Source organism: Pseudomonas fluorescens, from assembly GCF_002837185.1.
In the GTDB taxonomy this organism is placed as follows: Bacteria; Pseudomonadota; Gammaproteobacteria; order Pseudomonadales; family Pseudomonadaceae; genus Aquipseudomonas; species Aquipseudomonas fluorescens_AM.
Map to the genome: position 1 here is coordinate 24,712 of NZ_KZ477994.1, position 23,275 is coordinate 47,986.

Below are 23,275 nucleotides of genomic sequence, written 5' to 3' on the forward strand. Positions count from 1 at the left end.
ACGGGACTGGCTCTGCAAAACAAAATGTCGCGCAGTGTAGCAGGCCCCCTTGGGTTTCTTTGTATGTTCTCGACGAGGCGTAGGGGGCCAGCGGCAAGTTATCAGCCGCAAGCCGCAAGCTTGAAGCTTACAACGTGAAGCTTGCCACTGCTTCAATGCTCCAGGTCATGCTCGCGGCTGATCACGCGTTTACCGTCTTTTGGCGACAGTTGCAGGAAGATCGCCGCCGCCAGCATGGCCATGATGCCCACGGTGAGGAACGTCAGCTGGAACGCGCCGAGCACCGTGTTCACCCCATCGTTGCCGGTCTCCAGGGTGAACCCGCCGAGCAGGGCACCGGCGCAGGCCACGCCCAGGCTCAGGGACAGTTGTGCCACCACCGAGAGCAAACTGTTGCCGCTGCTGGCCTGGGCGTCGTCGAGGTCGATCAGGGTGACGGTGTTCATCGCCGTGAATTGCAGGGAGTTGATTGCGCCGAGCACCGCCAGCATCCCCAGCAGCAGCGGATAAGGGGTTTGCTCGCTGACCAGGCCCATGCTCGCCAGCATGGCGCCCAGGGCCAGGGTGTTGCCGGTGAGCACCATGCGATAACCCAGGCGCTCGATCAACGGCCGGGCGATGGACTTGGCAAACATCGCCGCCGCCGCCAGCGGCAGCATGCTCATGCCGGCTTGTGACGGCGAATAACCCAGCGCCACCTGCAACAGCAGCGGCACCAGGAACGGCAGCGCACCGCTGCCCAGGCGGGCGAACAGGTTACCGAGGATGCCCACGGCAAAGGTGCGGGTCTTGAACAGCACCGGCGAGAACAGTGCGTTGTCGATATGCCCGGCGCGCAGCCAATACGCCGCCAGGCACGCCAGCCCGCCGAACAGCAGCAACATCACCCGCAGGTGCGGCAGGTGCAGTTCGCCCAGGCCCTCCATGGCGATGGTGATCAGCACCATCGCCGCGCCGAACAGCAGGAAGCCGAGGCTATCGAAGCGCGTGCGCTCGCTGCCGCGCAGGTCGGGGATGAACTTCCACACCGCGTAGCAGCCGATCATGCCCACCGGCAGGTTGATCAGGAAGATCCAGTGCCAGGTCAGGTATTGCACCATCCAGCCGCCCAGGGTCGGGCCGAGCAGCGGGCCGAGCAGTCCGGGGATGGTAATGAAACCCATGATGCGCACCAGCTCGGAACGCGGATAGGCGCGCAGTACCACCAGGCGTCCGACCGGCAGCATCAGCGCACCCCCCAGGCCCTGGATCACCCGTGCACCCACCAGCATGCTCAAGCTGCTGGACAAGGCGCACAACAATGAGCCGATGCTGAACAGCAGGATCGCGCCAAAGAAGATTTTCTTGGTGCCGAAGCGGTCGGCGATCCAGCCCGATGCAGGGATCAGCAAGGCGACGGTGAGCATGTAGGCAATCACCACGCCCTGCATGCGCAGCGGGTTTTCCGCCAGGTCCCGGGCCATGGCCGGCAGCGCCGTGTTGAGGATCGTCCCGTCCAGCGACTGCATGAAGAAGGCAATCGCGACCACCCAGGGCAGCCAGCGGGCGGTCTTGGCGTCGAGAGGGGCACGATTCGGCATGGGAACCCTTTTGTTAGCAGGCTATGTGTCGGCGATTATGCGCCATTCGTCGCCGTTTTTCCCACTAGCGGTTCGTCTATATCCGACAACGCGGCGTGCTCGCCCACCAGAAAATCCAGCAAGGCACGATGCACCGCCAGCGCCGCCTCGCGTGATTCCAGGTCGAGCAAATGGCCGGTGTGTTCGGCCACGGCGAAACTGCTGCGCCCCACGTAATCGCCGAACAACCGGGCTTCGGCGGCAGGGGTGTATTCGTCCAGCGTACCGTTGATAAAGTGCACCGGCGTGTCAATTTGCCGGAGTGCGGGCAAATAGTTGCCATCGCCCAGTGCCAAGACCTGGTGGATATGAAAACGCGCCTGGCGATATTCGGTGGTGGCCATGGTCGACAGGTGGCGGTGGTTGTTGCGCTTGAGGCGCGGCGACAGGTATTTGCCGACTGTCTCGTTGAGCAGGTGGCCCACGGCGGATTTGTCATCGGCCTCGATCAGTACGCGTACACGCTCCACATACTCAAGCATCGCCTGGTTGAGGTTGGGCGCCAGGGCCATCACCACCGAGCTTTCGATGGACGGTGGGTTATGCGCCAGCGTCAGCAATGTGGAGATGCCACCCCAGGAGGCCGAGACCAGATGGTTGACCGCAAAACGCTCCACCAGCGCCCGCAGTATCTGTACTTCGTCGTCCTTGGTCACCAGTTCCAGGTCGGTGTTGTATTCACGCGAGTAGCCGGAGAAAGGCAGGTCGAACAGCAGTACATTGAAATGCTCGGCCAGGCATTTGCTGGTGCGGGCAAAGGAGCGGGTGGTGGACAGTGCACCGTTGACCATCAACACGGTTTTTCTTTCCGGGTTGTTACCGAGCTGCTCTACGTGAACGTTGTAGTGCTTGAACGGCCTTTCAATGACAAAACTTCCATGGTTCATGTCAACGCTCCAGCTTGCCGTTTACCTGGCAAGGTCATGCATCACGTGCGGGCACGCGGGTGGGGTGGCGGGATGCCATTAGTCCTTATAACGAGGTTTTTTGCACGCGACAACTAACGGGGCATTCAAAACGGTCAGTTGGGTATTGGCGGCAGGAAGAGGTGAAAAGCTTGGTGGGTAAAGCGCAATGCCCCAAGGAGCAGGGGCATTGGCTTTGGCAGCGTCTTTTTTTGGGGCAACGTGTGAAAAAAGCGGATGTTCAATCCAGGACCAATACGTCAGGTGCTTTTTCCCATGTTGAGCCAGCCAGCACCCTTTTAATACTCCACAGGTCTATATGAGCGTCGACGACAGCGACCGAATGGACGGAATCGGCAAGTGTACCTATCGCGCCGTTTTTCAATTCCTCAACAGTCCCCCTGCGCATATGGTTTTTTAGCCCCAGGCGGGTGAGTGCTTCGCCAGGATGCTCGCCGTCATTTAATGTACCCATGGCGGCTTCAAAACTTTGCTTGGCCCTGCCGTCATTGTTTTCGTTTTGCGCTCGCTTTGCACTGGCGGCATACAAAAAAATGGCATGTCGCAAGACCTTACCCTTGCCGGCGAAGCCTGCACTGTCCATGGCCTGCCCCAATTCTTCATGAGTGAGGAAGACCTTTACGCCGTCTCTCATGGTGATGTCGAATCCCTCATCTGATCGGATTATGTTCTTGTAAATACCTTCTGGGTGATTGCCGTATTTGGCCATCGCCGCTTTGATTGCAGAAACGGTGACGCAGTTGCCTTCGCTCACCTGAAAGAAATCCTTCCATATGTTTTTCGGTCGAATACCCGAAACAGTGGTGGAACGCACGTTTGGTGGCGGTTTTCCTTCCGTGTAGCCGGGATTGAATACACCGTTTTCTATATGGCGGTCGTTTATCCTGTGATTATCATAAGGTGTGGAGAAAGTTGCAGCAGGGTATAGAGCTGTTCCGATGTGCATAGGTAGGCCGTTCATCAGGTGATTATCATGGGGAAGAAACTATGGCGGTGGTGCGCTTGAGGTGCAGGATTATAATAATGCCGGGTCGTTGTTACACGAGTTGATAGCCTTGTTTTTGTGTGGCGCCATCCTCCGAGTGGTATTGACCTTCTTTGGCGAGTGCGCCGTCCTTGAATAGGCCGCCGGCATTACCGGCACTTAACAATACCATGCCATCGGCATCGCCGGCCCGTTCTACGTATTTGATAGAGTGGGTGACACCCATACCTTCCAAAACGCTTTTTACTGTTCGGCCCGTCAGGTTGCGTTCCAGCGCTGCCTCGAAACTAAGGCCAAAGCCAGGTTCTGGAGGTTGAAGTTGTTGGCGTTTAATGTACGCGGCAAAAATGAAATTTGCATCTTGGAGCAACCCATCATCATTGCCCGTGAATCGCGAGTTGTCTTCTGCCAGCTCAAGTTCGTCCCGCGACAGTTTTACCTCAACGCCGTCTCTGAAGGTGATGGCGTAAACATTGTCTGCATATTTTACGCTTGAAAAGACATCGGTAGGGCTTTGCCCGAACGTGTTCATTAATAGTTTTATGACATCTGCGTGAGTTGAGGTCTCACCTTCAAACATATAAGGTCTTGTCGTATAGAAGCCCAACATGGGGTCATCCGGTTTTTGTCCATTTCTTTTTTTGGACAGATCCGGGAGTTCGCCAAGTGCCTCAGGATTGCTGTTGGGGAGGGGCTCAAGCGTGAAGGTGCGGGGTTTCGGTGGGGAGCTTGGGGTCACAAGCGGAGGAGGCATAGAGGTATGCGGCTCCTTGAGGACAATAAAGCTTTCTATCCATTTCGGAGCGGATTTCTTCTGGCCGTAGCTGTCCATAAACCCTTCGCTTATCATGCCTCGTCTGTAGGGGAAGGGATTAGTTGCCGGCACGCCTACTTCGTTTTTAACGTCCTGAGACCATACCTGTTTCAATTGTGTGCCAAGCCCCAGGAGTTTCAAGGCTTGATGCCCCTGAATACCGTAATCAGAGGCTTGCAGCGTCGCGTTGAAGCTGCGTTTTCTGAGGTCATTGGAGTAGTCAATGTGTTGGACGTCATAGTGATAATTAATGTGACGGCGTTTATTCATGACGGCGAATAGAAAGCGTGCATCTTTTAGCATGCCTTCGTCAGTGCCGGAAAACTTGGCATAGTGAGTGGCCAGTGCCAGTTCCTTATCGGTGATATGAAGTTTGAAGTTGTCCTTCATGGTTATGTTGTATCCATTCTCAGTTCGGGCCACCTCATCAAAGATACCCAGCGGGCTTTGGCCGAGCCCCGACATGGCCGCTTTAATCGGCCCCGCCCAATCATCGTGGTGGTCCCAATGATAAGAGGCATAAAATCCCGTCCAAATATCGCGGGGCGGTTCGCCTTTGTCCTTGTTGGACAAAAAATCAATACGCGCTGTATTGTTTGTCTGGGCGTTGGCGATGTGCAACTTCGTAGGTGCAGGAGTGTGAACGTTTGAGTGTGTTGGTTTTGTCGCAGCGTTCCTGTGCTGGTAGCCGAACGCGATAGGTGAATGATGTCCAGCGTGTGAATTTATCGAATGCATTTCAACTGTCCCGGTATGAAAGTAAGCCGCTCTTTGTAGGGGCACTACCGTCAGTGGCAATGTCTGACTTTTCCGTTCCTGTCGTTTAGTGGGATGTCTGTGACAAGAGATAATCTTCAATTTTTTTGATGTAGGAGAATTCTCTGCGTAAGCGTTTTTTGCGTATTGTCGAAGAGGGCCGATATCGCGAATGAACAATGGCAGCCGAAGCTGCCACTGTGTCTGGTCGGAGCAGGAGAAAACGTTTAAAGGGTTAAGGTCAGGCGTTTGACCAGAGCGCCGGGCAACAAATTGGAGGATGTATTGCGCTGCCCATAGGTGCTGGCCGACAGCAGCAGTTCCCGTTCAACCGTCAACGCTTCAAGCTGTGAGCCCAGCAGGCTGTACACACTGTCATCAAAGCGCATGGTGCTGACCGGTGCCTTGATCTCGCCGTCTTCCACCCAGAACGTGGCAAAGCGGGTCATGCCGGTCAGGCGCGCCGCCGGCAGGTCGGAATAGTTCAGGTACCACAGGTTGCTGATGTACAACCCGGTGCCCAATTGCTTGAGGATATCGGCCTGTGCCAGGTTGCCGGCGGCCATCTGCAGGGCGCTGGGGGACTCGTCGCTGCCGGCGCCGTTGGCACTGAGGCTATATTCGGCAGCGCTGCGCGAGTTGACCAGTTGACCGTCGGCGCGGCCCGTATTGATCAACCTGACATCGCTGCGTGGGTAGCCTTCTGGGGAAAAGGCCTGGCTCAGTGAGCCGCTGATCTGCTCGCTGACTGTCACCAGCGGGCTCAGGTGTTGTTCGCCGGCATACAGGCGTTGCAACGAGCTGCCTTTGCTGGCGATGGCCTGGGCGGAAAAACCGCCCCAGGTAACGATGCTGATGATCTCTTCGAGTGCCGCCGGAGCGAGGTAGGCGCGGTACTGTCCGGGCGCCAAGGGGTGCAGCGGTCGGCCCAGGAAATGGAGCTGGTCGCGGGCCTGTTGGACGCGCCGGGCGAACTCGGTACTGTCCCAGGTGTGCCCGGCGTAGCTGGCCTTGACCGCTTCGCCATTGGCGTGGAACAGGCTGAAGTCGAAGTTGAAGCTATTGGCCTGGTGCCAGCCGAACGCGCCGTCGGAGCTGGCGAAGCCACGGGTGATGGGACCGGCGGCATAGAACCCGACCAGGTCCACACCTTCGGCGGCCTGGCTGATGTCTTGCAGCACCTGGGCCAACTCCGGCAGAGGCCGCAATTGTTCGTTGTGGCTGTGCCAGGCGTTGTGGTTCAGCAACAAATACGGGTCCGGTGGCAGCAACGGCAAGGTTTCACGCAGCTGCTGCAGGCCATCGGCCAGTCGCTGGCGATCCAGATCCGGTTCGCCGGACAGGGTGATGCCCAAGTCGGCGTGGCGACCATCGTTGATCAGCTTGAGGTTCAGGCTGGCCTGTTGCACTTGGCCGGCCTGGCGCACCTGTGCGTGGTTGAAACGCACGAATGCTGACGATTCATCCGCATAGCCGAGGTGAAATTGCTCCTTGTCGGTGACGGCCTGCTTGAGCCAGTCCACCAGTGCCTTGAAATTATTCATCAGGCGTCTCCCCCGAATACATCGACGTTACTGAATACACAGGCCGGTGAGGCATGGCCCACACGGATCACCTGGTTGGGCTCGCCCTTGCCGCAGTTCGGCGTGCCCAATACCTTGAAGGTGCTGGCATCGCCGACCGCGCTGAGGTTGCGCCAGAACTGTGCGGAAATGGCGCGGTAGTTGGGGTTCTTCACCACACCCTTGAGTTCGCCGTTTTCGATCAACTGGCCCCACTCACACCCGAACTGGAACTTGTTGCGCGCATCGTCGATGGACCACGAACGGTTGGTGCTCATCAGGATGCCGTTTTCAATACCGCCCACCAGTTGCGCGAGGTTTTTATCGCCGGGCTCGATATTCAAGTTGGCCATGCGATCAATGGGCGGGCGGTTCCAGCCGCAAGCGCGGCTGTTGGCGACGCCTGGCAGGTTGGCGCGAAATTGCGACAATGCGCCGCCCAGCGGCTTGAGCAGCAGACCTTCGCGGATCAGGAACTGCTTGCTGGCGCGGGTGCCGTCATCGTCATGGCTGTAGCTGGCAAGCTGTTCGGGGATGTCCGGGTCGAACGTCACGTTGAGCAGCGGTGAACCGTATTGCAGGTGGCCGAAGTCGCTGGCCTTCACAAAGCTGGTGCCGGCGTAGTTGCGTTCGTCGCCGAGGATGCGGTCCAGCTCCAGCGGATGGCCGATGGACTCGTGGATCTGCAGGATCATCTGGTCGGGCATCAGCAGCAGGTCACGCGGACCCTGGGGCGTGTTCGGTGCCAGCAGCAGTTGCAGGGCCTCGTCGGCCACGCGCGGCGCGGCGCCGATCAGGCCGAAGCGGCTGATCACGTCAAATCCGCCTTGCTGGCCGAAGTTGCTGCCGCCGAGGGTGCGGGTCTGGCTGTCGTTGCCATCAAAGGCCGTGACATTGACGCCGGGGAACACAAAGCGCTGAGCCTGGCGCAATTGGGCGCCGGCCGTGTTGAGGTAGATCTGTTCGACAGTGGTCTGGCCCAGACTCACGTCCCAGCTCACCAGGCGCTCATCCCTGGGCACGGCAGCCGACTCATCGCCGAGCAGTTGGTAGCAGTCGCTCAGGGTGGGGAAAGGCCGGTCGAAGTCGGGTGAGAGGTAGTCGGCAACGTCACTGGAGACCGATTGCTCGCGCAGGTCGAGCAGGGCGTGGGGCAGGATCTGCCGGGCTTGCTGTTCGGCGCGCTCGAGAGCCGCCTGCAGGCCGGCCAGGGAAATATCGTTGGTTGCGGCGTAGGCTTCCACGCCGTTGAGGCGCACGGTGAGCATGGCGCCTTCGTCATGGCTCAGGTGGGGCGGTTCGGCGACGTTCTTGCGTACCGACAGGTACCGGCCGGATTCGCGGACATAGCGCAGGGAGAAGAATTGGGCGTTGGTGCGCAGGGCACTGAAGTGTTTCTTGAGCGTGGCGTGGTGTTCGAACATGGGGCCTTCCTTGTGGGCGGCTCAGCGCGGGCAGGCCAACAGAGTAGGCCGGGGCTGGGAGCTGATCAAGGGAGGTGGTTGTGTGTTGTTTGTTCGGGCCTCATCGGGGGCAAGCCCCCTCCCACACTTGACCGCGTACTTCCTTTGGAACACGGTCGAATGTGGGAGGGGGCTTGCCCCCGATGCAGGCACCGCGGTGTATCAGTTACTGCGCAGTCGGCCCGACTTCACGCATCGGCTTGCTACGCACCGGCGCATCGCCGGCCACGTAGTAGTCGGCGGTGCTGCGCGGCAGTGGCTGGCGGCCACGGATCTTGTCGGCGATTTTCTCGGCGATCATGATCGTTGGTGCGTTCAGGTTGCCGGTGGTGATGATCGGCATGATCGACGCATCGACCACACGTAGGCCCTGCATGCCATGCACACGGCCTTCGTTATCCACTACCGCCATCTCGTCGGTGCCCATCTTGCACGAGCAGGACGGGTGGAACGCGGTTTCGGCGTGCTCGCGGATGAACTGGTCCAACTGCTCATCGGTTTGCACTTCAATACCTGGGCTGATTTCGCGGCCACGGTACGGGTCCAGCGCCGGCTGTTGCATGATTTCACGGGTCAGGCGGATGCCGTCACGGAATTCCTGCCAGTCCTGTTCGGTGGCCATGTAGTTGAAGAGGATGCTCGGGTAGTCCCGTGGGTTCTTCGACTTCAGTTGCACGCGGCCACGGCTCGGCGAACGCATGGAACCCATGTGCGCCTGGAAGCCGTGCTCTTTCACGCCGTTGCTGCCGTTGTAGTTAATGGCGACGGGCAGAAAGTGGTACTGGATGTTCGGCCATTCGAATTCCGGGCGCGAACGGATAAAACCGCCGGCCTCGAACTGGTTGCTGGCGCCGATACCGGTGCCGTTGAACAGCCATTCGGCACCGATGGCCGGCTGGTTGTACCAGAGCAGCGAGGGGTACAGCGACACCGGCTGGGTGCAGGCGTATTGCAGGTACAGCTCAAGGTGATCCTGCAGGTTTTCGCCGACGCCTGGCAGGTCATGGACCACCGGGATGTCGAGGCTTTCCAGCAGCCTGGCCGGGCCGACGCCGGAGCGTTGCAGCAGTTGCGGCGACGCGATTGCGCCGCTGCACACCAGTACTTCTTTACGCGCACGGGCTTCAACACGCTCTTCAGCGGCGCCGATCAGGTAACGCACGCCGACCGCACGCTTGCCTTCAAACAGCACTTTGTCGGTGAGGGCGTGGGTGACGATGGTCAGGGTCGAACGCTTTTTAGCCGTGTCCAGGTAACCGCGCGCGGTGCTGGCGCGACGGCCATTGGGCGTGACGGTACGGTCCATCGGGCCGAAGCCTTCCTGCTGGTAGCCGTTCAAGTCTTCGGTACGCGGGTAACCGGCTTGTACGCCAGCCTCAACCATCGCGTGGAACAGCGGGTTGTTGCCGGCTTTGGGCGTGGTCACGCTGACCGGGCCGTCGCCGCCGTGGTAGTCGTTGGGGCCGATGTCGCGGGTTTCGGCCTTGCGGAAATACGGCAGGCAGTCCAGGTAGGTCCAGTCTTCCAGGCCCGGCAGCTTCGACCAGTTGTCGTAGTCCATGGCGTTACCACGGATGTAGCACATGCCGTTGATCAGGGAAGAACCCCCCAGGCCCTTGCCGCGACCGCACTCCATGCGGCGACCGTCCATGTGTGGCTCTGGATCGGTTTCGTAGGCCCAGTTGTAGCGGCGGCCTTGCAGCGGGAAGGCCAGGGCGGCCGGCATCTGGGTACGGAAGTCGAGGCGGTAGTCCGGGCCACCGGCTTCCAGCAACAGGACGGTGACGCCTTCGTCTTCGGTCAGACGGGTGGCAAGGGTGTTGCCTGCTGATCCTGCGCCAACAATGATGTAGTCGTATTCTTGAGTCATCTGTACTCCGGGGGAGCTGCACGCTCCAAGCTTCAAGCTGCAAGAAAAAGCAGCGAGCGGTGTGGATGAGAGATGCGGCAAACGCCAACTGCTTTTACTTGCAGCTTGAAGCTTGCCGCTAAAGGCTCATCAGAAGACTGATGCGTACTCACCCAGTTCGACTTGCACGGACTTGATGCGCGTGAAGTTGTTCAGCGAGCTGATCCCGTTCTCACGGCCCACGCCCGATTGCTTGTAGCCGCCGACCGGCATCTTGGCGTCGGACTCGCCCCAGGCGTTGATCCAGCAGATACCCGCTTCCAGTTGATGAATCACGCGGTGGGCGCGGTTCAGGTCCTTGGTAACCAGGCCGGCTGCCAGGCCGAAGTCGGTGTCGTTGGCGCGACGGATCACTTCTTCTTCGGTTTCATAGGTGAGGATGCTCATCACCGGGCCAAAGATTTCTTCACGCACGATGGTCATGTCATCGGTGCAGTCGGTGAACACCGTCGGGGCCACGAAAGCGCCTTTGGCCAGGTCGCCGTCGGTCAGGCGATCGCCGCCGCACAGCAGGCGTGCGCCTTGCTCTTTGCCCTTGGCGATGTAGCCCAGCACGCTTTCCATGTGGGCGAAGCTGACCAGCGGACCGAAGTTGGTGTTGTCGTCCTGCGGGTCGCCCACACGGATGCGCGCAACACGTTCAAGAATCTTGGCTTCGAACGCCGCTTGCAGGTGCTTGGGCACGAACACGCGAGTGCCGTTGGTGCAGACCTGGCCGGAGCTGTAGAAGTTGGCCATCATCGCGATGTCGGCGGCACGATCCAGGTCGGCGTCTTCGAACACGATCAGCGGGGACTTGCCGCCCAGTTCCATGGTCACTTCCTTGAGCGAGGAGCTCGAAGCGCTGGCCATGACTTTCTTGCCGGTGTCGGTGCCGCCGGTGAACGAGACTTTCTCGATGCGCGGGTGCTCGGTCAGCCAGGTGCCGACTTCACGGCCGCTGCCGGTCAGTACGTTGAACACACCGGCCGGAACGCCGGCTTCGGTGTAGATCTCGGCCAGTTTCAGGGTGGTCAGCGAGGTGACTTCGCTGGGCTTGAAGATCATCGCGTTACCGGCGGCCAGGGCCGGTGCGGATTTCCACAGGGCGATCTGGATCGGGTAGTTCCACGCGCCGATACCGGCGACCACACCCAGCGGCTCGCGGCGGGTGTAGACGAAGGAGGTATCGCGCAGCGGAATCTGCTCGCCTTCGATGGCCGGCACCAGGCCTGCGTAGTATTCCAGCACGTCGGCGCCGGTGACGATGTCGACGTACTTGGTTTCGGAGAAGGATTTGCCGGTGTCCAGGGTTTCCAGGGCGGCCAGCTCATCGTTGCGCTCGCGCAGGATGTCGACGGCGCGGCGCAGGATGCGCGAACGCTCCATGGCGGTCATGGCAGCCCAGATCTTCTGGCCTTTTTCGGCGCTGACCACGGCACGTTCAACGTCATCGAACGTGGCGCGTTGCACTTGGGCGAGAACTTCACCGTTAGCCGGGTTGATGGCTTCGAAGGTGGCATCGCTGCCAGCGTCGCTGTAACCGCCGTCAATGTAGAGTTTTTGCAGTTCGAAACGGGCCATAAAGTCCTCGCAAGTGCATAAGTGGTTGGCGTTAACCGCCGAAAAGTGAGCCATATGGGTGTGGCAACACTCTGCGGCAGCAGTTCAGGGGTTGAGCGGTTATGTGTGCTCTAACTCACCTGCTTGGCCAATTGGAAATCCATGTATTCGTAAGCGATCCGTTGCGCCTGTTCCGTGTCGAAAGCGTCTCCCGACAGGGCACCGCGCAACCACAAACCGTCGATCAGGGCTGCCAGGCCTCTGGCTGCTTTGCGTGCGTGCGGCAGCGGCAGCACTCGGCGGAACTGGCAGCACAGGTTGGAATACAGACGTTGATCGTTGATCCGCTGCAACCTGTGCAATGACGGGTGATGCATGCTGGTGGCCCAGAAGGCCAGCCAGGTTTTCATTGCCGGTCCGTTGACCTGGCTGGCGTCGAAGTTGCCCTCGATGATCACCCGAAGGTGCGCCCGTGGGCTGTCGTCCTTCAACGCAAGCCTGCGTTCGTGGACGTTCTCGATCAGCACATTCATCAAGTACCGCATCGTTGCGGCGATCAGGCCGTTCTTGTCCTGAAAGTAGTGACTGATGATGCCGTTCGAGACGCCGGCCAAGCGGGCGATCAGCGCAATGCTCGCATCGCCCATTCCGACCTGATCGATCGCCGTCAGCGTGGCTTCGATCAACTGCTGGCGGCGTATGGGTTGCATACCGACCTTGGGCATGTAGCACCTCTCCTTTGGCCTGCCGACAGGCGATCCACGTCCGTCGGCTTGAAGGCCAGTCTATTTTGTTTTGATTGAACGTTCAATCAACAAAGAATAAGCTCTGCGACAAATGGTCGCTGCCTACAGATATTTCCTACCTGGGAGCCGCGACCTCTGACACCTGCTAAAACCCCTGAAACAGGCCGTATCAGGGCCTGGGCCGCGCTTTGGCGGGGTTCGGGATTTTCGGGATGTCTTTATAACACCCGTCCGTCGACTGCCGAAAAATCGATGTCCCGGGATAACCGTTGCCTTGTGTTTCTCTCTCGCACTGCCCGGAGCATCTGCGCCATGAGTTCTGCCTCTCTTATAAAGACCCCGCCGCAAAAGGTGCGGGTCAACGGTTGGGTGTTTTACACCTCCACCGCGCTGATTCTGTTGTTGACCGCCATTCTGATCATCGCCCCGCAGGAGGCCGGGCGCATGCTCGGCGTCGCCCAGGCCTGGCTGTCGAAAAGCTTCGGCTGGTACTACATGGTGGTCATCGCCGCCTACCTGGTGTTTGTGGTCGGTCTGGCGTTTTCGTCCTATGGCAAGTTGAAACTGGGCAGCAAGGACGACACGCCGGACTTCAGCTATGGCGCCTGGGCCGGGATGCTGTTCTCGTCGGGCATCGGCATTTCGCTGCTGTACTTCGGCGCCTCCGAGCCCCTGGATCATTACTTCAACCCGCCCGAAGGCGCGGCCGCCAGCAATGGCGCGGCACGTCAGGCCTTGCAACTGACCTTCCTGCACTGGGGCCTGCATGGCTGGGCGATCTATGCGCTGGTCGGCCTGGCCGTGGCGTACTTCGCGTACCGCCATAATCAGCCGCTGGCCTTGCGTTCGGCGCTGTACCCGCTGGTGGGCGAGCGCTGGGTAAAAGGCGCGGCCGGCCACGCGGTGGACGGTTTCGGCATGTTCGTGACCTTGCTCGGCCTGGTGACCAACCTGGGGATTGGCTCGATGCAGGTGTCGTCGGGGCTGGAAAACCTGTTCGGCATGGCGCACAGCAACACCAACCTGTTGATCGTGATCATCGTGATGAGCACCGTGGCGACCATCGCTGCGGTGTCGGGCGTGGAGAACGGCATTCGTCGCCTGTCCAACCTCAACATCGTCTTGTTCAGTGGGTTGCTGATCTTCGTGCTGCTGTTCGGCCCCACCCTGCACTTGCTCAACGGCCTGGTGCAGAACACCGGTGATTACCTCAACGGTATAGTGCTCAAGACCTTCGACCTGTATGTGTATGAAGGCGACGGTGCCAAGACCGAGCGCTGGATGGGCCTGTGGACCCTGTTCTACTGGGCCTGGTGGATTTCCTGGGCGCCCTTCGTGGGCATGTTCATTGCGCGTATTTCCCGTGGCCGCACCGTGCGTGAACTGGTGGCCGGCGTGCTGCTGATCCCGCTGGGCTTCACCCTGGCGTGGTTGTCGATCTTCGGCAACTCGGCGTTGGACCTGGTGCTGAACCATGGCGCGGTGGAGCTGGGCAAGACCGCGCTGGAGCAGCCGTCCATGGCGATCTACCAGTTGCTTGAGCATTACCCGGCGTCGAAGATCGTCATCGGGGTGTCGATCTTCGTGGGCTTCGTGCTGTTCCTGACCCCGGCGGATTCCGGCGCGGTGATGATGGCCAACCTGTCGTGCACCGGCGGCAACGTGGATGAAGATGCGCCGCACTGGCTGCGCATCTTCTGGTCGGCGGTGATCACCCTGGTGACCATCGGCCTGCTGTTCGCCGGCAACTTCGAAGCCATGCAGACCATGGTGGTGCTGGCGGGGCTGCCGTTCTCGGTGGTGCTGATCTTCTTTATGTTCGGTTTGCACAAGGCCATGCGCCAGGACGTGGCGATCGAACAGGAGCAGGCGCAACTGGCTGAACGCGGGCGTCGCGGCTTCAGCGAGCGTTTGACCGCGTTGGACCTGCAACCGAGCCAGGGCACCGTGCAACGCTTCATGGACAAGCACGTAACGCCGGCACTGGAAGAGGCCGCGACTGCGTTGCGTGAGCAGGGGCTGGAAGTGCAGACGCTGCTGGGCAAATCCAAGCGCTGCATCGGTGTGCGGATCGAGATGGAGGAGGGCAACCCGTTTGTCTACGAAGTCAGCCTGGATGCATATTCTTCGGCGCCCAATGATCTGCCTGAAGAAGAACGCACGCGTTACTACCGTGCCGAGGTCTACCTGCACAACGGGCCTCAGGAATACGACCTGATGGGCTTCACCCAGGAGCAGATCACCCGGGATGTGCTCGATCAGTTTGAAAGCCATCGGCAGCTCCTTGGCCGGGTCTATAGCTGATCGTTGAAGCGTGGTGGTGTCCTCACTGACACCACCGGTTTCACTGTTGGAACAAAGATCAAATGTGGGAGCTGGCTCCCACATTGACCGAGTTTCTACAGCTGTTTGCGGTATTGGCTTAACCGAGGTTCTTGCCCAGCAGGGCATGGTAGAGCTCACTGTCCCCCAGAATCCCCACCACCTTGTCATTGTCCTGCAACACCAACTTATTCCCGGTGTGATACCGAATCTGCAACGCATCACGCATGCCGATATTCGAGTCCACCAACGTCGGCGCCCGGCCCAAACCTTCCACCGGTTGCCCCGGCGCCCAGTTCTGCAGGTTCAACGGCGTGCCATTCTGGCGAGCGCCCTTGATGACGTTGCCTTCAGTCAGGTCAAGCCACGAGTCACCGCCCGGGTCCAGGCTGATCGAGCCGTTGACGTGGGTGCAGTTATCCACAGTGCGCATCAGGCTGCGGCCGCACAGCACGTTCAGCGGGTTGGTGTGGGCAACGAAGGTACGCACATAGTCGTCCGCCGGGTTCAGCACGATCTCTTCGGGCACGCTGTACTGGATGATCTTGCCGTCTTTCATGATCGCGATGCGGCTGCCCAGCTTGAGGGCTTCGTCGAGGTCGTGGCTGACGAACACGATGGTCTTGCTCAGCTTGCGCTGCAGTTCCAGCAGTTCATCCTGCAGGCCTTGGCGAATCAAAGGGTCGAGGGCGGAGAAGGGTTCGTCCATCAGCAGGATATCGGCGTCCATCGCCAACGCTCGGGCCAGGCCGACGCGCTGTTGCATGCCGCCGGACAGCTCGTCCGGCTTCTTGTTGCGCCATTGGGTCAGGCCCACCAGTTCGAGTTTTTCATCGACCAGCGTGCGCCGCTCCTTTTCCGGGCGGCCCTGCATTTCCAGGCCGAAGCTGATGTTCTCGCGCACCGTCAGCCAGGGCATCAGGGCGAACTTCTGGAACACCATGGCGATGCGTTTGGTGCGCATCATTTTCAGCTCGGCCGGCGTGCAGGAGGCGATGTCGATCTGGCGACCTTCATGCTCCACAAACAGTTGGCCACGGCTGACCGTGTTGAGGCCGTTGATGCAGCGCAGCAGGCTCGATTTGCCGGAGCCCGACAGGCCCATCAGTACACAGATCTCGCCTTTCTCGATATCCAGGCTGGCGTTTTCAACGCCGACAATCTGCCCGGTCTTTTTCAGGATTTCGTTACGGCTCATGCCCTGGTCCAGCAGCTTGAGCGCTTCGCGTGGGTCTTTGGAGAAGATCACGTCGACTTTGTCGAATCGGATAATGCTCATGCATCACCCCCTACTTTGGCGTCGGGTTGTTTGCAGATACGGTCGAGCATGATGGCCAGCAACACGATTGCCAGGCCCGCTTCAAAGCCCAGGGCGATATCGGCCGTGTTCAGTGCGTTGACCACCGGCTTGCCGAGGCCGTCGGCACCCACCAGCGCCGCGATCACCACCATCGACAACGACAGCATGATGCATTGGGTAATGCCGGCGGCAATGCTCGGCATGGCGTGGGGCAGTTCAATGCGCGAGAGCAACTGGCGGCGCGAGCAGCCGAAGGCCTTGCCGGCGTCCATCAACTCCTGCGGTACGTCGCGGATACCCAGGTAGGTCAGGCGGATCGGCGCGGCAATCGCGAACACCACCGTGGAAATCAGCCCGGGCACCACACCCAGCCCGAAGAGGGTCAGGGTAGGGATGAGGTAGACGAAGGTCGGCACGGTCTGCATCAGATCGAGTACCGGCCGCATCATGGTGTAGAACATCGGCTTGTGCGCGGCAACAATGCCCAGCGGCACGCCGATGACCACGCAGACCAGGGTGGCGAACAGCACCTGGGCGAGGGTTTCCATGGTTTCCTGCCAGTACCCCAGGTTGAGGATCAGCAGGAAGGAGGCGATGACAAACACCGTCAGGCCCCATTTGCGTTGGATAAAGTGAGCCAGCAGCGCAATCAGACCGATCAATGCCAGCGGATTGAACCAGGTCAGCGCAAACGTCACGCCGTGGATCATCGTTTCCAGTGTCGATGCGATTGCGTCGAAGTAGTTGGCACCGTGTTGGGTCAACCAGTCGACGAAGGCAGCGATGTACTGGCCTAGTGGGATTTTCTGTTCAGTCAGCATGGTAGTGAATGTCCACATGCGAAGAGGGAAACATCCCGGGGCAGCGCACCGCCCCGGGGTCAGCGGGTGCTATTTGGCGAGGTAAGCCTTGACGGCGTCGAGTCCTGGTTTGCCATCGACCGTGGTGACACCGGCCAGCCAGGTGTCGAGCACTTGCGGGTTCTTCTGCAGCCAGGCCCTGGCGGCGGCGTCGGCCTTCATCTTGTCGTCCAGGACGTTACCCATCAGGGTGCTTTCCATGTCCAGCGTGAACACCAGGTTTTTCAGCAACTGGCCAACGTTGCTGCATTCCTGGGTGTAGCCCTTGCGGGTGTTGGTGTAGATGGTGGCCTGGCCGTAGTTGGGGCCGAACGAATCGTCACCCCCGGTCAGGTACTTCATCTTGAAGCGAGTGTTCATCGGGTGCGGTTCCCAGCCGAGGAACACGATGGCCTGGTTGCGCTTGGAGGCGCGTTCAACCTGGGAGAGCATCCCGGCTTCACTGGATTCGACCACTTTGAAACCGGCGGTCTTGAGGCCGAAGGCGTCTTTGTCGATCAACGTCTGGATGGTGCGGTTGCCGTCGTTGCCCGGCTCGATGCCGTAGATCTTGCCGCCCAGCTCGTCCTTGAATTTGGCGATATCGGCGAAGTCTTTCAGGCCCTTGTCATACAGCGCCTCGGGCACCGCCAGGGTGTACTTGGCGTTCTCCAGGTTGGCGCGTACGGTTTCTACGGTGCCGGCTTCGCGGTACTGCTTGATGTCGTTTTCCATGGTCGGCATCCAGTTGCCGAGGAAGATGTCCATGTTCTTGCCGTCGGCCAGGGACTTGTAGGTCACTGGGACCGAAATCATCGTGGTGCGTGGCTTGTAGCCCAGGCCCTTGAGGATTTCGCTGGTGGTCGCGGTGGTGACGGTGATGTCGGTCCAGCCGACATCGGAGAAGTTGACGGTCTTGCACTGTTCCGGTTCTGCAGCGTGCGCCATGACCGGCAGACTCAGCATGGCGGCCAACAACAACGAGGGTGAACCTTTCATCGGGGTAGACTCCTGTGTTTTTTCTGGCGGCATTCGCCGCGCTTTATAAGTGCTGCTATTGGAGTGTGCGTCGGGCAGCTCTGGCACGGTGCCTTGCAAACGAGTCGAGACTGATCATGTACCAGTGAAAATCTGACGCCTACAGGGGGCGTCGTATCCAGTACAGGGAGGGTCGCATCCAGTGTCGGTGACGTCGCTTACAGATTTTTCCAAAGGTAAAACCGCTGTTTTTACCCTTCTGCACCGCAAAAAACGCCCAAAACAGGCCATTACACGCGAGCGACGCTGGTGAGCATGGGTGCGTCGGTGTGAGACGCCGTGAGCGGCAACAAAAGCTTGATGATGCCGCCATCTGGGCGATCTGAGCGTAGCACCTCGTTCAAGCCCGGCCCGTGCTTATCGAGGAGTTCCACGTTAATGGCTATCAGCGTTTTCGACCTGTTCAAGATCGGCATCGGGCCTTCGAGTTCTCACACCGTCGGCCCCATGCGCGCCGCGGCGTTGTTCGTTCAAGCATTGCGTGAACGCGACCTGTTGGAACAGGTCAAGCGGGTCGAAGTTCAGCTGTACGGCTCCTTGTCGGCCACCGGCATCGGCCATGGCAGCGACACCGCCACCATCATGGGCCTGATGGGCGAGTGGCCGGACGCGATCGACCCGTCGCAGATCGGCGTGCGCATTCACACGCTGCGCGAAACCGACACCTTGCTGCTCGACGGCCGTTTGCCGGTGCCGTTCGTATGGTCGCGGGACATGCGCCTGCTCGACGAAAACCTGCCGTTCCATCCCAACGCCATGACCCTGGTGGTGTGGGGGGATAACGGCGAGTTGCACCGCGACACCTACTACTCGGTAGGCGGCGGTTTTGTGGTGGATGAAGCCCAGGCCCGCAGCGGTGTTGCCGACATGGACAGCACCGAGCTGCCCTATGATTTTTCCAGCGCCGCAGAGCTGTTGCAGCTGTGCAAGACCCACAACCTGCGGGTCGCGGAGTTGATGTTGGCCAACGAGAAGGTCTGGCGCTGCGAAGAAGAAATCCGCAGCGGCCTGATGAAACTCTGGCGCGCCATGCAGGACTGTGTGGAGCAGGGTCTCAAGCACGAGGGCATCCTGCCCGGCGGTCTCAATGTGCGCCGTCGCGCTGCCAAGTTGCACCGCAGCCTGCAGGAGCTGGGCAAGCCGAATGTGATCGGTTCGACCTTGAGTGCCATGGAGTGGGTCAACCTGTTCGCCCTGGCGGTCAACGAAGAAAATGCCGCCGGTGGGCGCATGGTCACCGCACCCACCAATGGCGCAGCGGGGATCATTCCGGCCGTGCTGCACTATTTCATGAAGTTCAGTGAGGAAGTGACTGAGGCCAATGTGGTCGACTACCTGCTCGGCGCAGCGGCGGTGGGCATTCTGTGCAAGAAGAACGCCTCGATCTCCGGTGCCGAAGTCGGCTGCCAGGGCGAAGTGGGTTCCGCCTGCGCCATGGCCGCCGCGGGCCTGGCCGAAATTCTCGGCGCCACACCGGAGCAACTGTGCAACGCCGCGGAAATCGGCCTGGAACATAACCTGGGCCTGACCTGCGACCCGGTGGGCGGCCTGGTGCAAGTGCCGTGCATCGAGCGCAACGCGATTGCGGCGGTGAAGGCGATCAATGCGGCGCAGATGGCCTTGCGCGGCGACGGCCAGCACTTTATCTCCCTGGACCGGGTGATCCGCACCATGCGTGATACCGGGGCGGATATGCATGACAAGTACAAAGAGACCTCGCGGGGCGGGTTGGCGGTCAGTGCTGTCGAGTGCTGAGACCGCGTCGCCTGCTATCGGGGGCAAGCCCCCTCCCACATTTGAAATGCGTTGCCCTGTGGGAGGGGGCTTGTCCCCGATAGCGGTAGTCCGCTCAATACTGCTCACAAAGTGAACACCCCAACCAAAACCGCCACCTTTTAGCGCGTCGCAAATAGATAAGTAGCCTGCGAACGATTTACCCCACCGCCAGCCGTCCCCCGCGCTTTGGGTGACAGACTCCTCCTACACCCGCAAAGCGCCTTCCCACAAGTGCTACCGTTCTGCTCACAGCCTTTGAACACCCATCCCCGTGCGTTATATCCCGCGTTTAATGCGCGGGCTCATATAGACGCATCAACAGGTCGTTTTCAGGATTTGTTGAATGGCCATTCAATTTTAGGCATGGCATTTGCTCTATCAATTCAAAGCCTCCTCCCTTGCAAGGGAGGAGCGCAATAACAAGAGCCTCGCCTGAGGCCATCACCTGCTTTGTGTGAGGAGATACTGTGATGACGTCGTCCAACTCCGGGGCTCAACCCCAGAACCGTGCGCCTCAATCCATCGGCTTTTTGCTGCTGGACAATTTCACGCTGATTTCCCTGGCGTCGGCCGTGGAACCCCTGCGCATGGCCAATCAGCTGTCCGGTCGCGAGTTGTATCGCTGGACAACCCTGAGTGTCGACGGCAACCAGGTGTGGGCCAGCGACGGCCTGCAGATCACGCCCGATGCCGCCATGCACAAGGCCCCGGTCCTGGACACCGTCATCGTGTGCGGTGGCGTGGGCATCCAGCGCACCGTCACCCGCGAACACGTGTCGTGGCTGCAAAGCCAGGCGCGTCAATCCCGTCGTCTCGGTGCGGTGTGCACCGGCAGTTGGGCCCTGGCCTGCGCGGGTCTGCTTGACGGTTTCGATTGCAGCGTGCACTGGGAATGCCTGGCATCAATGCAGGAAGCCTTCCCCCGCGTGGCCATGAGCACCCGCCTGTTCACCCTCGACCGCAACCGCTTCACCAGCTCCGGCGGCACCGCGCCGTTGGACATGATGCTGCACCTGATCAGCCGCGACCACGGCCGTGAACTGTCGGCCGCCATCTCCGAGATGTTTGTGTACGAACGCATCCGCAACGAACAGGATCACCAGCGCGTGCCGCTCAAGCACATGCTCGGCACCAACCAGCCCAAGCTGCAGGAAATCGTTGCGCTGATGGAGGCCAATCTGGAAGAGCCCATCGACCTGGACGAACTGGCGGTGTACGTCGCTGTGTCGCGTCGCCAGCTGGAGCGGCTGTTCCAGAAATACCTGCACTGTTCGCCCTCGCGCTATTACCTCAAGCTGCGCTTGATCCGTGCGCGGCAGTTGCTCAAGCAGACGCCGATGTCGATCATCGAAGTGGCGTCGGTGTGCGGCTTTGTGTCCACGCCGCATTTTTCCAAGTGCTACCGCGAATACTTCGGCATTCCGCCACGGGACGAGCGCGTAGGCTCCAACACCACGCAGCAAGTGGCGATGATGCCGATTCCGCAGGCACTGGTGCTGTCACCGCTGTCGGGGCCGATGTCGGCGCTGAGCCAGGCCAGGAACGAGTCGACTTTCGCGAGTGTACGGCTTTAAACCGAGTTGCCTGCATCGGGGGCAAGCCCCCTCCCACCTTTGGAATGCGTTTCCCTGTGGGAGGGGGCTTGCCCCCGATAGCGATCTATCAGGCGCCGGAGTTCTGCTTGAATTGCATCAAAGCCGGCAACAACTGCTTATCGATCGCCTGCCGCACCGCCGGCAAAATCGTCGCCTTGCCGGTGTACATCTGTTCCACCATGCCTTTGAGCGCCTTGGCCCGCGCTTCGCTCAAACCGCGTACCGCACACTCGCATGCCTGCTCGGCAGTGGCACCGCTGGACACTTCAAAACCCAACGAGCGCAGTTGGCCCAGCAGGTCATCCTGGTCAATCAAATCCGCGTGCATCATGACGTTTATCCTGGTGTAGGGAACGGTGATTGAGCTGGATTCTGGTAGGCCCCCGGCCGGTGGGCAAGCGCAGAATCGAGCAATGGCTCGGATGGCTATGAACAGGTCGTTTTCGGGTCACTCGGCCGTGCAAGTAATAGGCACACTGCCTCCAGGCACGCAGCTTGACGGTTTGGTCACCCTCGGGATGCACGGCTCACACAAGGCACCTCTGCCCCGATCCAGTCACGGCTGGATCGGGGCTTTTTTTGCTGGCAAACCGATGACCCGGCCGAGCAGGGCGGGCCGTGGCAGCTCGGCCTGTGCAGCGCTGATTGCGGTGAGCTTGTGCAGCGTGGCCTCAGTGAACGGCGTTGCCTGCGGACCGGCCAGGTCGACATGCAGCAGCATCTGTTCGTTGCCGGCCAGCTCCTTTTCATCACCCAGCAGATGCAGGCTGTGATAGAGGTGCAGGCGCTTGGCATCAAAGGCGATCAGTTGGGTGCGAACCTCGACCTCGGCCCCCAGCTTCACCTCGTGCAGGTAGTTCAAATGCAGCTCCAGCGTGAACAGCGAGTGGCCGCTGGCTTCGCGGTTGTCGCTATCGAGACCCAGGTTGTCCATCAGCGCATCGGTGGCGTAGCTGAAGATCAGCAAATAGAACGCATCGCGCAGGTGGCCGTTGTAGTCCACCCAGTCGGGCTGGATTCTAGTTGTGTAGGTTTTTAATGCGGACATGGGGCTGTACTCGGTAAAGAATGTGGGAGGGGGCTTGCCCCCTCCCACATTTTGTTATTCGGCGAAGGTCATGCCGTGCCTGGCCTTGGTGGTTTTCACCGCCTCCAGCACCGCCAGCAGGCAATCATCACGATAGCGCTCCAGCGCCGAAATGCTGTGGCTACCCAGTTGGTTGCTTGTGCCGGCCACCACATCGTCAATCAACGTGTCGGTCAATTCGGGCGCTGGAAGATACGTCCACGGCAACTGCAATGCCGGACCGAACTGCGCCATGAAGTGGCGCATGCCCGCGTCGCCTCCCGCCAGTGTGTAGGTGAGGAAGGTGCCCATGAACGACCAGCGCAGGCCGGCGCCAAAACGAATCGCATCGTCGATTTCACCCGTGGTCGCCACGCCATCGTTGACCAGATGCAGCGCCTCGCGCCACAGCGCTTCCAGGAGTCGGTCAGCGATAAACCCAGGCACTTCCTTGCGCACGTGCAGTGGGCGCATGCCGAGGGATTCATACACCTTGATCGCGGCCTGGATCGCCTCGGGCGCGGTGCGCTTGCCGCCCACCACTTCCACCAGGGGCAGCAGGTACACCGGGTTGAACGGGTGGCCGACCACGCAGCGCTCGGGGTGGGTCGAGCTTGCATAGAATTCGCTTGGCAACAGCCCTGACGTACTCGACCCAATCAACGCATCCGGCTTGGCTGCTGCGCTGATCTGGCTGTGCAATTGCAGTTTCAACGCCAGGCGTTCAGGGGCACTTTCCTGGATGAAGTCAGCGTCTTTCACGCACTCTTCAATGGTGGCGACAAAGCGCAGGCGGTCCTGGGAAGCGCCCGGGGCCAGGCCTTGTTTCTCCAGGGCGCTCCAGGCATTGGCGACGCGTTTGCGCAACGCCGCTTCGGCACCGGGCGCCGGGTCCCAGGCCACGACATCCAGGCCGTGGGCGAGGGCGCGGGATACCCAGCCGCTGCCGATAACACCGCTGCCCAGGGCGGCGAAGGTTTTGATTTCCGTGATAAAGCGCATGGGTGCATTCCTAAA

The 23,275-nt window shown here is 60.1% G+C and carries 18 protein-coding genes; 3 read left to right on the forward strand and 15 right to left on the reverse strand.

The window, feature by feature from the left end:
• Window positions 1-152: 152 nt before the first annotated feature.
• From mdtD to betI, 9 genes are all read right to left on the reverse strand, one after another.
• Window positions 153-1,580 (reverse strand): multidrug transporter subunit MdtD, encoded by a 1,428-nt coding sequence (gene mdtD, locus CIB54_RS11645; protein ID WP_101219855.1) that lies wholly within the window; start codon window positions 1,578-1,580, stop codon window positions 153-155.
• A gap of 35 nt (window positions 1,581-1,615) precedes the next feature.
• Entirely contained in the window at window positions 1,616-2,506 is an 891-nt protein-coding gene (locus CIB54_RS11650) for an alpha/beta fold hydrolase (protein WP_065949475.1), read from the reverse strand.
• A gap of 259 nt (window positions 2,507-2,765) precedes the next feature.
• On the reverse strand, window positions 2,766-3,506 hold the full coding sequence (locus CIB54_RS11655) for a hypothetical protein (protein ID WP_157829712.1): 741 nt from the start codon (window positions 3,504-3,506) through the stop codon (window positions 2,766-2,768).
• Between the two features lie 76 nt (window positions 3,507-3,582).
• Window positions 3,583-4,965, reverse strand: a complete 1,383-nt coding sequence (locus CIB54_RS11660; RefSeq protein ID WP_101219857.1) for a hypothetical protein — start codon at window positions 4,963-4,965, stop codon at window positions 3,583-3,585.
• 362 nt (window positions 4,966-5,327) lie between these two features.
• Window positions 5,328-6,644, reverse strand: coding sequence for a TldD/PmbA family protein (locus tag CIB54_RS11665; RefSeq protein ID WP_101219858.1), 1,317 nt, complete (start codon window positions 6,642-6,644; stop codon window positions 5,328-5,330).
• Window positions 6,644-8,086 (reverse strand): TldD/PmbA family protein, encoded by a 1,443-nt coding sequence (locus tag CIB54_RS11670; RefSeq protein WP_101219859.1) that lies wholly within the window; start codon window positions 8,084-8,086, stop codon window positions 6,644-6,646. Before CIB54_RS11670 ends, CIB54_RS11665 begins: the two co-directional genes overlap by 1 nt.
• Window positions 8,087-8,291: 205 nt before the next feature.
• Window positions 8,292-9,995, reverse strand: a complete 1,704-nt coding sequence (gene betA / locus CIB54_RS11675) for a choline dehydrogenase (protein ID WP_065949480.1) — start codon at window positions 9,993-9,995, stop codon at window positions 8,292-8,294.
• Window positions 9,996-10,124: 129 nt separating this feature from the next.
• Complete coding sequence (gene betB, locus CIB54_RS11680) at window positions 10,125-11,597, reverse strand: betaine-aldehyde dehydrogenase (RefSeq protein WP_065949481.1); 1,473 nt, start codon at window positions 11,595-11,597, stop codon at window positions 10,125-10,127.
• 110 nt (window positions 11,598-11,707) lie between these two features.
• Entirely contained in the window at window positions 11,708-12,301 is a 594-nt protein-coding gene (betI, locus tag CIB54_RS11685) for a transcriptional regulator BetI (protein ID WP_010207128.1), read from the reverse strand.
• A 390-nt stretch (window positions 12,302-12,691) separates the two neighbouring features.
• Here betI and CIB54_RS11690 point away from each other — a divergent pair, with 390 nt between their 5' ends.
• A complete protein-coding gene (locus CIB54_RS11690; RefSeq protein ID WP_232790546.1) occupies window positions 12,692-14,626 on the forward strand; it encodes a BCCT family transporter in 1,935 nt (644 codons plus the stop codon).
• A gap of 118 nt (window positions 14,627-14,744) precedes the next feature.
• On the opposite strand, the gene choV is transcribed toward CIB54_RS11690, so the two are convergent.
• The 3 genes from choV to CIB54_RS11705 all read right to left on the reverse strand — a co-directional run bounded on the left by choV (window position 14,745) and on the right by CIB54_RS11705 (window position 17,782).
• Window positions 14,745-15,923 carry a choline ABC transporter ATP-binding protein gene (gene choV, locus CIB54_RS11695; RefSeq protein ID WP_065949483.1) on the reverse strand — a complete coding sequence of 393 codons (1,179 nt, stop codon included), beginning with the start codon at window positions 15,921-15,923 and terminating at the stop codon, window positions 14,745-14,747.
• Entirely contained in the window at window positions 15,920-16,765 is an 846-nt protein-coding gene (gene choW / locus CIB54_RS11700; protein ID WP_003194913.1) for a choline ABC transporter permease subunit, read from the reverse strand. Before choW ends, choV begins: the two co-directional genes overlap by 4 nt.
• A 69-nt stretch (window positions 16,766-16,834) precedes the next feature.
• Window positions 16,835-17,782 carry a choline ABC transporter substrate-binding protein gene (locus CIB54_RS11705; protein WP_065949484.1) on the reverse strand — a complete coding sequence of 316 codons (948 nt, stop codon included), beginning with the start codon at window positions 17,780-17,782 and terminating at the stop codon, window positions 16,835-16,837.
• A 417-nt stretch (window positions 17,783-18,199) separates the two neighbouring features.
• Here CIB54_RS11705 and CIB54_RS11710 point away from each other — a divergent pair, with 417 nt between their 5' ends.
• Both CIB54_RS11710 and CIB54_RS11715 read left to right on the forward strand, forming a co-directional pair.
• Window positions 18,200-19,576 carry an L-serine ammonia-lyase gene (locus CIB54_RS11710; protein WP_101219860.1) on the forward strand — a complete coding sequence of 459 codons (1,377 nt, stop codon included), beginning with the start codon at window positions 18,200-18,202 and terminating at the stop codon, window positions 19,574-19,576.
• Window positions 19,577-20,067: 491 nt separating this feature from the next.
• A complete protein-coding gene (locus tag CIB54_RS11715) occupies window positions 20,068-21,171 on the forward strand; it encodes a choline metabolism transcriptional regulator GbdR (protein ID WP_065949486.1) in 1,104 nt (367 codons plus the stop codon).
• 88 nt (window positions 21,172-21,259) lie between these two features.
• On the opposite strand, the gene CIB54_RS11720 is transcribed toward CIB54_RS11715, so the two are convergent.
• The 3 genes from CIB54_RS11720 to CIB54_RS11730 form a co-directional block, all read right to left on the reverse strand.
• Complete coding sequence (locus CIB54_RS11720) at window positions 21,260-21,523, reverse strand: hypothetical protein (RefSeq protein WP_065949487.1); 264 nt, start codon at window positions 21,521-21,523, stop codon at window positions 21,260-21,262.
• A gap of 225 nt (window positions 21,524-21,748) precedes the next feature.
• Complete coding sequence (locus CIB54_RS11725; RefSeq protein ID WP_101219861.1) at window positions 21,749-22,240, reverse strand: thioesterase family protein; 492 nt, start codon at window positions 22,238-22,240, stop codon at window positions 21,749-21,751.
• Window positions 22,241-22,294: 54 nt separating this feature from the next.
• On the reverse strand, window positions 22,295-23,260 hold the full coding sequence (locus tag CIB54_RS11730) for an L-carnitine dehydrogenase (RefSeq protein WP_101219862.1): 966 nt from the start codon (window positions 23,258-23,260) through the stop codon (window positions 22,295-22,297).
• Between the last annotated feature and the right edge of the window lie 15 nt (window positions 23,261-23,275).

Coding starts and splice junctions, on each gene's coding strand:
- mdtD (WP_101219855.1), bottom strand. CDS start 1,580: ATGCCGAATCGTGCCCCTCTCGACGCCAAGACCGCCCGCTGGCTGCCC.
- CIB54_RS11650 (WP_065949475.1), bottom strand. CDS start 2,506: ATGAACCATGGAAGTTTTGTCATTGAAAGGCCGTTCAAGCACTACAAC.
- CIB54_RS11655 (WP_157829712.1), bottom strand. CDS start 3,506: ATGAACGGCCTACCTATGCACATCGGAACAGCTCTATACCCTGCTGCA.
- CIB54_RS11665 (WP_101219858.1), bottom strand. CDS start 6,644: ATGAATAATTTCAAGGCACTGGTGGACTGGCTCAAGCAGGCCGTCACC.
- CIB54_RS11670 (WP_101219859.1), bottom strand. CDS start 8,086: ATGTTCGAACACCACGCCACGCTCAAGAAACACTTCAGTGCCCTGCGC.
- betA (WP_065949480.1), bottom strand. CDS start 9,995: ATGACTCAAGAATACGACTACATCATTGTTGGCGCAGGATCAGCAGGC.
- betB (WP_065949481.1), bottom strand. CDS start 11,597: ATGGCCCGTTTCGAACTGCAAAAACTCTACATTGACGGCGGTTACAGC.
- betI (WP_010207128.1), bottom strand. CDS start 12,301: ATGCCCAAGGTCGGTATGCAACCCATACGCCGCCAGCAGTTGATCGAA.
- choV (WP_065949483.1), bottom strand. CDS start 15,923: ATGAGCATTATCCGATTCGACAAAGTCGACGTGATCTTCTCCAAAGAC.
- choW (WP_003194913.1), bottom strand. CDS start 16,765: ATGCTGACTGAACAGAAAATCCCACTAGGCCAGTACATCGCTGCCTTC.
- CIB54_RS11705 (WP_065949484.1), bottom strand. CDS start 17,782: ATGAAAGGTTCACCCTCGTTGTTGTTGGCCGCCATGCTGAGTCTGCCG.
- CIB54_RS11710 (WP_101219860.1), top strand. CDS start 18,200: ATGGCTATCAGCGTTTTCGACCTGTTCAAGATCGGCATCGGGCCTTCG.
- CIB54_RS11715 (WP_065949486.1), top strand. CDS start 20,068: ATGACGTCGTCCAACTCCGGGGCTCAACCCCAGAACCGTGCGCCTCAA.
- CIB54_RS11720 (WP_065949487.1), bottom strand. CDS start 21,523: ATGATGCACGCGGATTTGATTGACCAGGATGACCTGCTGGGCCAACTG.
- CIB54_RS11725 (WP_101219861.1), bottom strand. CDS start 22,240: ATGTCCGCATTAAAAACCTACACAACTAGAATCCAGCCCGACTGGGTG.
- CIB54_RS11730 (WP_101219862.1), bottom strand. CDS start 23,260: ATGCGCTTTATCACGGAAATCAAAACCTTCGCCGCCCTGGGCAGCGGT.